Source organism: Microcystis sp. M_QC_C_20170808_M3Col (assembly GCF_007095505.1).
Lineage (GTDB): Bacteria > Cyanobacteriota > Cyanobacteriia > Cyanobacteriales > Microcystaceae > Microcystis.
The window spans coordinates 1-11,087 of sequence record NZ_SFBY01000326.1; the positions used below are offsets into that span (position 1 = coordinate 1).

An 11,087-nucleotide genomic window follows, 5' to 3' on the forward strand; every position below is an offset into this window, starting at 1 on the left:
AAGGAGAGAAGATGCAAGGGTTTTGAGCGATTAAGCGCAGATTTAAGTGCATTTGGGAAGCTCTCAATCAAGCTAAAAGCCCTTTCCTGTAAGGTTTTTACCATTATTCAGCCAACCCTTATTCAGCCAACCCTAATTAATTATCTCCTCGCCAAAAAAATCAGGAGCAGAATTTCTACTCCCGATAACTTATTAACTTTAGACTTACCAATTTATTGGAAGACACTGGCAACTTTTGCGCTTACGTCCGGTTGAGTTTCAGCGTAGATATTTTGACGAGTGGCGGCGATTTCTGTGTAAGCTTGACGCACTTCCGAGTTAACTGCCACCGTTTTCACATCGTAGATACGGGTAGCCAGTTGGGGATAGAAACCGATAGAAACAATCAAAGCGAGGAAAGAGACAGCGATAAAGATTTCTCTGGGTTTAGCGTCACTATATTCTGATTCATGAGGGAGGACACAGCTAGTACCGAAACAAACTGCCTGTTCGTTACTTTTGTTGGGGAGAATGTTAGTAATATCGCAGGAAGAACCATCTCCGTAGAAAACTTGACGAAGCATGGAGAGTAGATAAATCGGGGTGAGGATTAAACCAACGGAAGCGAGGAAGACAGTCACAACCCGGAAGGTTTGGCTATAAACGTCACTGCTAGTGACACCGATGAATACGGTAATTTCGCTGGCAAAACCGCTCATTCCGGGTAACGCTAGGGAAGCCATGGCGCCGGCAGTAAAGAGAGCGAAGACTTTCGGCATCGCTTGGGCAATCCCACCCATCTCGTTTAAAGCTAAGGTATGGGTGCGGTCGTAGGTGACACCAGCAAGGAAGAATAAGACGGCGGCAATTAAACCATGGGAGAGCATTTGTAACATAGCACCGCTAATACCCACATCGGTAAAGGAAGCAATCCCTAAAAGGACGAATCCCATGTGTGAAACCGAGGAATAAGCGAGACGGCGTTTCATGTTTTGTTGACCGAAGGAAGCGAAAGCACCGTAGATAATATTGACGACACCGAGAATCGCTAGAATCGGGGCAAAGTAGATGTGTGCATCGGGTAGAAGCCCCATATTAAGACGGATTAAACCGTAACCACCCATTTTGAGGAGAACACCAGCGAGAATCATCGATACAGGTGCAGAAGCTTCACCGTGAGCATCGGGGAGCCAAGTATGGAGGGGGAAGATAGCTAGTTTGACCCCGAAAGCGACTAACAAACCAGCGTAAAGGACTAATTCTAAAGCGAGGGGATAATCTTTAAATCCTAATTCCGCCATATCAAAGGTCATCGCACCACCACCGTAAAGGGCCATGGCTAGACCGGCAACGAGGATGAAGATAGAAGCGGCGGCGGTGTAGAGTAAGAATTTAGTGGCGGCATAACGACGTTTTTGACCACCCCAGATGGAAACGAGTAGATAAACGGGAATTAACTCGATTTCCCACATTAAAAAGAATAATAATAAGTCTTGGGCGACGAAAACACCAATCTGAGCGGCGTAGAGCAACAGCATCAGGAAGTAGAATAAACGGGGTTTGCGGTCCACTTGCCACGCGGCCAAGATAGAAAGGGTTGTCACCAATCCTGCTAATAAAACTAACGGTGCCGAGATACCATCCACCGACACCGCCCAACTTAAACCTATTTGGGGAACCCAATCGATTTTTTCCACTAATTGTAGGTTGGGGTTGCTTAAATCATATTTTTGTAAAAAAACGTAGCACATTAAAACAAAGTCTGCTAGTCCGACTCCAAGAGCGAACCAACGAACAGTTTTTCCTTCTTTGTCGGGGATTACAGGGATAAGGAAGGAGGAAAGCAAGGGGAGCAAAATGATGGCAGTGAGCCAGGGGAAGTTAGCCGTTAGCATGGCAGTAAGAAAAAATACCTATTTCGTTATGTGTTCATTTTATGCGACTTTGTAAAATTTTGTGAATATTTTTTGGCCTGCCTTTACCATAGACTTTTATATATAGTTGGCGCATCATCATCGATTAACCTAAATAAGCTTGTTTGACGCGCTCATCCTTGAGTAAATCCCCGGCTTCTCCGGCGATAGTCAAGCGTCCCGCTTCCAAAACATAGCCGCGATTGGCAGTTTCTAGGGCTAAATTGGCGTTTTGTTCCACTAACAGGATAGTTACTCCCGATTCGTTTAATTGACGGATAATACTGAAGATTTCTCGCACTATCTGCGGCGCTAGTCCTAAACTGGGTTCGTCTAGTAACAATAACTTGGGACGACTCATTAAAGCTCTGGCGATCGCCAGCATCTGCTGTTCCCCACCGCTTAGGGTTCCCGCTAACTGCTCTCGGCGCTCCGATAGTCGGGGAAACAGTTGCCACTGCTCTTCGATATCGCTTTTTACTCCTAGGCGATCGCTTCTCGTATAAGCACCTAACTGCAAATTTGTCAAGACTGTTTGACGCGCTAAGATTCTTCTCCCTTCCGGACTATGGGCAATTCCCCGCTTAACGATTTCATGGGGCGGTAAATGGGTAATATCTTGACCCTGATAAATTATTCGCCCCGTCTTTGCCGTTAAAATCCTAGATATCGTCTTTAGAGTCGTCGTTTTTCCTGCTCCGTTCGCTCCAATCAGGGTGACAATTTCCCCCGTTTCTACCCTTAAGCTAACCTGCTGTAATGCCTTTATTCCGCCATAATTAACCGATAAATCGCTAATTTCTAACATAAACCCAGTCAAATCCCAATAGGATCACTATAGCAGTTACCAGTTACCAGTTACCAGTTACCAGTTACCAGTTACCAGTTACCAGTTACCAGTTATCAGTTACCAGTTACCAGTTACCAGTTACCAGTTACCAGTTACCAGTTACCAGTTACCAGTTACCAGTGATCAGATGTGAGTTTTTAGTCAGTCCCGATGAAAAAATTTTCACCACCAGAGATGAAAGAGGTTTCCTTCCCTACACCCCACACCCCACACCCTACACCCTCTTTCAAGTCAGGGATAAGGAAGAAGTTCGAGCATTTGTACTAAAATTTCCAAGACGCAGATTAACAGTGCTGTCTTTTCACTGCTTACTGTTTACTGATAACTGATAACTGATTATCTGCCTAAAACTTCCAAGACAACCGGGGCAACTCCCGATTGGAAGACACCGATAATCGCTGCCGCACCTCTGGAGAGATCGATGAGGCGACCACCGCTAAACGGACCGCGATCGTTAATTCGCACCACCACCGAGCGCCCGTTACGCAGATTAGTTACCCTAACCTTGGTGCCGAAAGGTAGATAGCGATGGGCGGCGGTTAAACTACTAGAGTTAAAAGTCTCACCACTAGCGGTGCGACGACCGTGAAAACCAGGACCATACCAAGAGGCCATTCCCTTTTTACGGGGGCGACTGCTGGTTTTTACCGCTTGGCTTGTTTTCGGCTTCTCTGCTGGTGTCACTGAGGCAGGATTGGTAGCTGGGGCATTAGCTGGGGCCGGCTTGACTTGATTGGGTTGTGATTGGGGTTGTATCGTCGAAGGAATGGCCTCTTGGGTCCGGGGTGTAACGCTTGCAGGGACGGTATTTTCTTTGTCCACTAGGGACTCCAAAGTTTTTATAATTTCGTTAGCATTATCTTGAACCGAACGTGATATCTTAATACTTGAATCATTTGTTCGACTATTAGAAAAAGCGGACAGAATGGTTTGAGAAGTGGACTCGATAACAGTTTGACGACCTACGCTAATATCCGTCAGGCTGTTGCTGTGTCCTGCTGTCTGGGAACAAATTATCGAAGCTGTAGTCCCCACTACGGTAAGGGCAGTTACAGCTTGTAGTTTGTTGATCAGTTGTTTATTCATAGACTTTCTTATTGTGCGTTAGCAAGTTCCCAATGCAAAGCAAAAAGGAACTTGCTAACATTCCTTTGTGCTTGCAGAGCTAACTTGGTTGCTTTCTGTTCAACCGTATCACGGAAAATTGGTTGGTCATTACGAGAATTTGTATCGTTATCGGGCAAGAGAATCAAAAATTTAAATAAAGGGTTGACTGGCGCTAAAAACCAAGTTAAGATGAAAGGTTTTTAATTTTTTGTGTCCTAGAGGGGATCAAGGTTAGGAAAACTTAGGGAATTAGTGAAATTTTGAGAGGGAATAATGCTAGTATTGACAAGGCTTTCAAGGATTATCAGCCCTCCTCGATTTGCCTCTATCGATGCAGATAATGGTTAATAAAACTGTTTTCTTTGCTACAAAAAACCAGATTTTTAAGATAAATGTTAAATCGTGCTAAGGGTCAGAGATAAAAAATTATAATAGGGGCTTGACAAGGAACTAAAAATAAGCTGTTATTAGCCAAACTTAACAACGCAATCAGAAATGTTAATGGATGCTAATACTAAATCCTGTTTAAAAGGGATAGGGGATAGGGGATTGGGGAAGTGGGGAAGTGGGGAAGTGGGGAAGTGGGGAAGTGGGGAAGTGGGGAAGTGGGGAAAGAAACCTCTTTCATCTGTGGGGGTGAAAATTTTTTCATCCGGCCCGACTCCTAACCCCACGAAAAGCTTTTTCGGCAAACCCTATCTAATGTGTGTTGGGTTTCCTTGGGTCAATCCAACCGACAAGAGCGGCTATAAAATCTAATATAATCAAGACAGCAGGTCATCCCATAGGTAATTCTCAAATGAATTATAAGATTGACATAGAACAAGAAGAAGATGGACGATATATTGCTGAAATCGTCGAACTTCCGGGAGTTTTAGTCTATGGCAATAGTCAACAGGAAGCTATGGCTAAAGTTCAAGCACTTGCCTTGCGTGTCTTAGCCGATCAACTTGAACAGGGAGAACTTCCAGAAAATCACCTAAATTTATCATTTGTTGCTCTATGAGTCAATGGTCAGCAACGAAAGCCAAACAAGTTTTAAAAGCATTAAAAAGCATAGGTTGGAAAATTAAACGACAGACAGGCTCTCATAAAATTTTAGAAAGGTCTGGCTGGAATGATGTCGTTTTTGCTTGCCATGATGGCGATGAAATTGGACCGAAAATGTTAGCAAGAATTGCTAAATTAACAGGATTAACTCCAGATGACCTCTAAGTATTATAATCATAACGCACCAATTTAACGACAAAGTTGGTGCGTGGGGTGCGGATTATTGATTTTGGTTTTTTAACAGAATTGGTGGCCACCTAACGCACCCTACAAAATCTGATAGTTGCATTAAACAAAGTTAAAATAACTACTATTTAATTGTAAACTACTATTATCTTGAACAACTGCTATCAAATCTGTACCATTATAAATAAGTGTATCTGAAGCACCTCCTCCAACCATATTTTCTTTTTTAAGAGTAATAGATACTCCACTTCCTTTAACTTGAATGCGATCAACAAAAGAGGTAAAATCAGCTATTACTGCATAACCAGGTCCCATATTAAGATTACCTCGATTAGTCCCAATTACAAATGTATCACGACCCGCACCTCCAACTAAAGTATCATATTCTGGGACAGTGAGACCGGGGATGCCGTAGTAATAATTAAGAGTGTCCGATCCTTGTAAAATATCGTCACCATCGCCCCCGGCAAGATAGTCATTCCCTTCACCTCCCGCAAGAGTATCATTTCCAAGACCGCCATATAAACGATCACCCCCACCAGCCCCAAAAATATAATCATTTTGAGCAGATCCGTAGATTATATCGCCATTTTTAGTACCAGTATAACTGGTAGGAGGAGTATAACTAGGCATATTTAATTACCTCAATTAAAAAGTGGTTGTTTACTAATCATTTACAATAAGTTATAGTTCTACATCATTCAATTAGTCAACACTAGGAATTATGCTAGAATCTGACTAGGAAATTTTCAGGCAAAAATTTATGGATACCAATAATGACCCTTTTTCCCGAGCTATGAGTCAATGGGACTTAGAAACTCTTTATCTTGATCTTGCTTCTGTTAAGGGAAAGCGACTGACTCCTACTGAAAAAAACATTTACAAGGATTACTCTGCGGTTATAGTCCCACAGAAATTGCTGAAAAACTCAAGAAGAGTCGTAAAGGCGTTGAGGTAGATTTATGTACTACGCTCTATCAATACGTTAAAGAACTGGTTGGTAATAATAATGGCAAGGTAGAGAATTGGCGTAATATTGCTGAATGGTTAGAGGACGCTGGTTATAAAAGAGATTTTTCTCTTGAATACGATGCCAGTGATTCTATTTCTGCCTTCATTGTTGTGAAAAGAGCGAATATAAAGATTGAAAAAAATCAATTGATGATTGATGTCAATATTCGTTTAGCAACTCCTTTGCCTTCAGAAATGTCAGCAATAAATATTGAAAATAGAGAAGAAGAAAATGACTAGGGGTTTCGGCTGGTTTTGGTAGGCACAATGTATTCTAAGATACAGTCGCTAGGTGAGTAGATTCGTCTATCATTCCGACAGATGAAGAGAACGATTTAAAATATCCTCAATACCGTAGGGACAAACGGGGGGAAACTCTAATCCCGTCTCTCTAAAGGCATCGGAACAAGCAACAGCATAGAGTTTAAATAGGCTTTCATCGGTTAAATATCGCTTTAAACTGGGGCTATCGTCCAAATAAAGCCTAATATTAGCTCTTTCTCGTTGAATAGTCCCCAGCCAACTGTGCGATCGCCGTTGAGGTTGATAGTCCCACTTTAATAAATGATGCAAAATTAATCTTAGACTAGCGAGTAAGCGATCGCGCTCCCGTTTCGACAAATCCCTTACCTCTTCGACTAAATTCTCAATATCTAACTCGGAAAACCGACCAGAGGCTAATAAATCGGCCATTTGTTCGGCCCAAAGTCCAAAGTCTTGCTCATAGGATGCCGTCATCGATTTATCTCCTTCTAAGCTCAATTAACATTATATTAAACCTCCTGCATAATTAATTTTTGATGGTTCAAAAACGGCAAAAATAAGGATTAAATGGCATAAAATCTGTAAATAGACCATTTAATTGATTATTATTCCAAATCCGTTTTTAATAGTGTGATTAACTCTCAAGTTATGAATTGTTTCTCCCTTTTCCCCACACCCCACACCCTACACCCCACTCTCCTATACCTTTTCAACAGGATTTAGTATTACTCATTGATGGCCGAGAAACCGGTGTCTTTTCAGCGATCGCCGAACAATTAACGGGTTTTGCGTCTTCGGATGACATTATTATTAGAATAACGAGAAGGTTTTGGCCGGGGTTCTTTTCCCCCTCCTAATTCGCCGCTAACTTGCTGGAAAATATCGCGTCGCAGCACGGGATATTCCCCTATCCACTGGTCGAGTTGGGGAAGATGGACATCAGAAAGCTGATTGATATCCCCTAAATCGGGTTCTCGAGACATTAACAAAGCTTCGGCCACCATCCCGGGACGGATCGATTTATGAATGCGTTTGAGGGGAGCGCGAACGATCGCCGAAAAGCCAGTTTGATCACCGATTTCTAGATTAATACAGCGTTGGCGATTTTCGATAATCTCTAATTCCCCGCGTTTATTGACCCTTTCTTCTTCCCCGATTAATTCCTCGGTGACAAAAGCATCGAAAACGCGACCGCGCCAAAACCCTCCGTAGGGAAGACGACGATAGGTATTATTGCGAACACTGGCCCAATAAACCGGACCCCAGAGCCAATATAAACCAGCGATAATGTCGAAAATCAGTTTAATCGTTAAACCACCGGGGCCGAATAAATTACCGATTAACCAAGCTGCGGTGAGAGCGATGATAGAAATGAATAAACGGCGCAGAAAATCAGACCATTTACCCCAATAGTGAGCGTACTGGGGGCCGGTGGCGATAATCGGGACAATTTGCTCGATCGATTCACGGGTAAGGGGAACCAACATTATCAGTTATCAGTTATCGGTTATCAGTTATCGTGTGCCTAATTGATTCGTGAACGGGTAGGCTCCAGAAGAGGACGTTTACCTTTCATTTAGGTGCGCTATATCAGTTATTACAGCGTTTCTCATAACTAGATGAAGTGTAACCTAATTTGGTATCGACTACCGACTTCCCAAAACGAAAACTTTGTACCTCATCACTAAGATAAATGCTATAGTTTTGGGTAATTGTCTATCTGTTGGTCGCCATTCATCCCATCGCTAAAAGCGCGGGACTTCTGGGGAAATTTCAGTTAAAAATTAAATCCCTCAAGAAGTCCAATGAAACAATCTATAATAAAATCAATGCTGTTTTGTTCCCAAAGACTGCCACCATGACTTCTTCCTTGGCTAAATCCTTAAATTCTCAGACTGTAACTACTCAACATTTACCACCCTTAGAAAATGGGGATCGCTTAATTCGTCCCGAATTCGAGCGCCGTTATCAAGCTATGCCAGGATTAAAAAAAGCCGAACTAATCGAAGGAGTTGTGTATATGGCATCCCCATTAAGGTTTAAATTTCATGCTGAACCCCACGGACGTTTAATCACTTGGTTGGGAGTTTATCAAGCTGCTACACCCCAAGTACAAATGGGTATTGAGCCAACAGTTCGCTTGGATATCGACAACGAATTACAGCCGGATGGGGTGTTATTAATTAGTCAAGAAAGCGGGGGAAAATCAACCCTAAGTGCAGAGGGATACCTAGAAGGATCGCCGGAATTAGTGGTAGAAATTGCCGCTAGTAGTGCCGCCATAGATTTAGGGGATAAAAAACGTGCTTATCGACGTAGTGGCATTCAAGAATACCTTGTTTGGCAGGTATTTGATCAAAAAATTGATTGGTTTAGTTTACAAGATGGCGATTATATTTCTTTGTTACCCAACCAAGAAGGGGTGATTTGCTCTCTAGTATTTCCGGGTTTGTGGTTAGATATTTCAGCCATGCTCAACGGCAATATGTCACGGGTTTTAGACAGCTTAAAGGCTGGAATTAACTCGGCAGAGCATCAAGAATTTATCCAAAAGTTAATCGCAACGCAGTCGGGGGAAGCCAAATGAAACCTCCAGCTATTCTCATTTTAGGAGAAACCAGCATTCCCGTGGCTCGTCAAGTGCAAATGGTCCTACCGGAAGCAGTGGTTTATGGGTTAATAAATCGTACCCATTCGGCTGATTTTACCTATACTAATTTTGGCGAAACGGTGCGAGAATTTTTCCAGACGGGAACGCCAATTATTGGCATTTGTGCGGCGGGTATTTTAATTCGTACTTTAGCACCTTTATTAACTAATAAATGGCAAGAACCACCTGTATTAGCGATCGCGGAAGATGGCAGCGCCGTAGTGCCTTTGTTGGGGGGTTTACAAGGGGTTAATGATCTCGCTCGTCAAATTGCCTCGGTTTGGCAAATTTCCCCGGCAATTACCACCACTGGTGATATTAGATTTAAAACGACTTTATTATCGCCACCACTGGGTTATCAGTTAGTTAATCCCGATGATGCTAAGAAGTTTCTTGCCGATTTATTGGCGGGTGAAAAAGTAAAATTAATTGGTGAAGCGGACTGGTTAAAAAATAGTAATTTACCGATTTCATCAGCAGCAAAACTGAGCATTGAGATTATCGATAAAAATAACTTAAACTTAGCAAAACCTAGCACTAACTGTTTAGTTTATCTCTGTGAGGAAAGCCAGCAAATTAAGGAAAAATCCAGTTTGTCCCCAGGGGATTTTGCCCACGAAAGTCAAGGTAAATTAGCCATAGTCGGAACCGGCCCTGGTGCGCTAAATTGGATGTCGCCGGAAGTTCGAGAAGTATTGGAAAAAGCCACGGATTGGGTGGGTTATAAAACCTATTTGGATTTGGTAGAATCCCTGCGAAAACCAGAAATTGTCCGCCATGAATCGGATAATCGGGTGGAACTCGATCGCGCGGAAATAGCCCTAGATTTAGCGGCTAAGGGGAGATCGGTTGTCTTAGTTTCTTCCGGAGATCCCGGAATTTATGCCATGGCCGCGGCCGTGTTTGAGGTATTAGAAAAAAAAGCAAAACCGGCATGGGATGCGATCGCAATTCAGGTCTGTCCGGGGATTTCGGCGATGCAAGCGGCGGCCGCCAGGGTTGGCGCACTTTTAGGACATGATTTTTGTGCGATTTCCCTATCGGATATTCTCAAATCTTGGCAGGTGATTTCTCAGCGCATTGAGTTAGCGGCCCGAGCCGATTTAGCGATCGCATTTTATAATCCTGTGTCTCAAGAGCGCACTTGGCAATTGGAGAAGGCAAAAGAGATTTTATTACAATGGCGCTCGCCGCAAACTCCTGTGGTACTAGCGCGTAATTTAGGGCGAAAAGGGGAAACAGTGACGGTGAAATTCCTAGAGGATATGACTATTAAAGATGCGGATATGCGAACCATAATTTTGATTGGATCGAGTAAAACTCGCCTTATTGAGCAGGGTAAAACCAAGCAATGGGTTTATACTCCACGTCACTATTAAGTAGTCGTGTAAAATTAACTTCTTGGTTAGGATAGGCAATAGGCAATAGGCAATAGGCAAGACCTCCCTTGTCTCGTGCCAAGGTTCTACCTTAGCACGAGACAAGAGAATGGAGTCGCCCCCACCCTACTATTCCTATTTGCGTTTTTTCAGGCTAGAAGCTAACCCTAGTCCCCCTAATCCTAACAAGGCAACAACGGAACTGGGTTCAGGAACGGACTGGGACTGGGTCTGTTCTGTCCCATTAATACTAAATTGGTAAGGCCCATCAGTAGGAAAAACAGACCAAGTTCCCCCTTGATTGCCACTAAAAACGTAACCATCACCAATCGTCCAACCAGAGAGCATTTAGGTAGAAATGTCAAGCCCCTAAAACTAGGGGAGCAAACTTTCTGCCATGCTCAACTGCTCAAATACATAGCTTTTTACTTTCTCTCAGATTAACTCCTGTCAGTTCAACCTGCTAACTGTAATAATCAGGGATTTTTGTCTGTTATAATTTATACAAAATAACCTGCGATTACCCTGAGTTTTTAGTGAGCGGTATTGTAAAGTTTTGTAAAAAATGTATGCAAATATTAGCAAACAACTGCTACTGTGGTTAGTGCAAGTTTACCTTACAGTTGAAATGAAACTATCAGATTATGCCAAGAAAAAGGGGTTTTGCGCTCGACTGTATTCAATAAGACGAAGAACAA

The 11,087-nt window shown here is 42.8% G+C and carries 13 protein-coding genes; 6 read left to right on the forward strand and 7 right to left on the reverse strand.

All coding sequences use genetic code 11. The features are described from left to right. Positions 1 to 212: 212 nt before the first annotated feature. The 3 genes from EWV84_RS15005 to EWV84_RS15015 form a co-directional block, all read right to left on the reverse strand. Positions 213 to 1,874 carry an NAD(P)H-quinone oxidoreductase subunit 4 gene (locus EWV84_RS15005; protein WP_287078637.1) on the reverse strand — a complete coding sequence of 554 codons (1,662 nt, stop codon included), beginning with the start codon at positions 1,872 to 1,874 and terminating at the stop codon, positions 213 to 215. Between the two features lie 124 nt (positions 1,875 to 1,998). Further along, positions 1,999 to 2,700, reverse strand: coding sequence for an ABC transporter ATP-binding protein (locus EWV84_RS15010; protein ID WP_287078638.1), 702 nt, complete (start codon positions 2,698 to 2,700; stop codon positions 1,999 to 2,001). A 378-nt stretch (positions 2,701 to 3,078) separates the two neighbouring features. Next, positions 3,079 to 3,828 (reverse strand): septal ring lytic transglycosylase RlpA family protein, encoded by a 750-nt coding sequence (locus tag EWV84_RS15015; protein ID WP_287078639.1) that lies wholly within the window; start codon positions 3,826 to 3,828, stop codon positions 3,079 to 3,081. Positions 3,829 to 4,350: 522 nt separating this feature from the next. On the opposite strand from EWV84_RS15015, the gene EWV84_RS15020 reads away from it, so the two are divergent. Genes EWV84_RS15020 through EWV84_RS15030 form a run of 3 tightly spaced genes read left to right on the forward strand, consistent with a single transcriptional unit; the run spans position 4,351 to position 5,064 of the window. Beyond that, complete coding sequence (locus tag EWV84_RS15020) at positions 4,351 to 4,608, forward strand: hypothetical protein (protein ID WP_287078640.1); 258 nt, start codon at positions 4,351 to 4,353, stop codon at positions 4,606 to 4,608. A gap of 40 nt (positions 4,609 to 4,648) precedes the next feature. Further along, positions 4,649 to 4,855: a type II toxin-antitoxin system HicB family antitoxin gene (locus EWV84_RS15025; RefSeq protein WP_286826933.1), complete on the forward strand. Its 207-nt coding sequence runs from the start codon at positions 4,649 to 4,651 to the stop codon at positions 4,853 to 4,855. Then, positions 4,852 to 5,064 carry a type II toxin-antitoxin system HicA family toxin gene (locus EWV84_RS15030; protein WP_287078641.1) on the forward strand — a complete coding sequence of 71 codons (213 nt, stop codon included), beginning with the start codon at positions 4,852 to 4,854 and terminating at the stop codon, positions 5,062 to 5,064. The genes EWV84_RS15025 and EWV84_RS15030 overlap by 4 nt, the downstream gene beginning before the upstream one ends. A 123-nt stretch (positions 5,065 to 5,187) precedes the next feature. Here EWV84_RS15030 and EWV84_RS15035 read toward each other — a convergent pair whose 3' ends face one another. Continuing rightward, positions 5,188 to 5,718 (reverse strand): calcium-binding protein, encoded by a 531-nt coding sequence (locus EWV84_RS15035; RefSeq protein WP_286826934.1) that lies wholly within the window; start codon positions 5,716 to 5,718, stop codon positions 5,188 to 5,190. 489 nt (positions 5,719 to 6,207) lie between these two features. Here EWV84_RS15035 and EWV84_RS15040 point away from each other — a divergent pair, with 489 nt between their 5' ends. Then, on the forward strand, positions 6,208 to 6,336 hold the full coding sequence (locus EWV84_RS15040; RefSeq protein WP_287078642.1) for a hypothetical protein: 129 nt from the start codon (positions 6,208 to 6,210) through the stop codon (positions 6,334 to 6,336). Between the two features lie 69 nt (positions 6,337 to 6,405). Here EWV84_RS15040 and EWV84_RS15045 read toward each other — a convergent pair whose 3' ends face one another. Together EWV84_RS15045 and EWV84_RS15050 are read right to left on the reverse strand one after the other, a co-directional pair. Next, positions 6,406 to 6,834, reverse strand: a complete 429-nt coding sequence (locus EWV84_RS15045) for a DUF29 domain-containing protein (RefSeq protein ID WP_271971545.1) — start codon at positions 6,832 to 6,834, stop codon at positions 6,406 to 6,408. Positions 6,835 to 7,136: 302 nt separating this feature from the next. Next, positions 7,137 to 7,847: a DUF8619 family protein gene (locus tag EWV84_RS15050; RefSeq protein WP_287078644.1), complete on the reverse strand. Its 711-nt coding sequence runs from the start codon at positions 7,845 to 7,847 to the stop codon at positions 7,137 to 7,139. A 371-nt stretch (positions 7,848 to 8,218) separates the two neighbouring features. Here EWV84_RS15050 and EWV84_RS15055 point away from each other — a divergent pair, with 371 nt between their 5' ends. Then, positions 8,219 to 8,947, forward strand: a complete 729-nt coding sequence (locus EWV84_RS15055) for a Uma2 family endonuclease (RefSeq protein ID WP_286826938.1) — start codon at positions 8,219 to 8,221, stop codon at positions 8,945 to 8,947. Next, positions 8,944 to 10,389 carry a precorrin-3B C(17)-methyltransferase gene (gene cobJ, locus EWV84_RS15060; RefSeq protein WP_287078645.1) on the forward strand — a complete coding sequence of 482 codons (1,446 nt, stop codon included), beginning with the start codon at positions 8,944 to 8,946 and terminating at the stop codon, positions 10,387 to 10,389. Before EWV84_RS15055 ends, cobJ begins: the two co-directional genes overlap by 4 nt. A gap of 135 nt (positions 10,390 to 10,524) precedes the next feature. Here cobJ and EWV84_RS15065 read toward each other — a convergent pair whose 3' ends face one another. Further along, complete coding sequence (locus tag EWV84_RS15065) at positions 10,525 to 10,737, reverse strand: PEP-CTERM sorting domain-containing protein (protein WP_287078646.1); 213 nt, start codon at positions 10,735 to 10,737, stop codon at positions 10,525 to 10,527. Positions 10,738 to 11,087 lie beyond the last annotated feature (350 nt).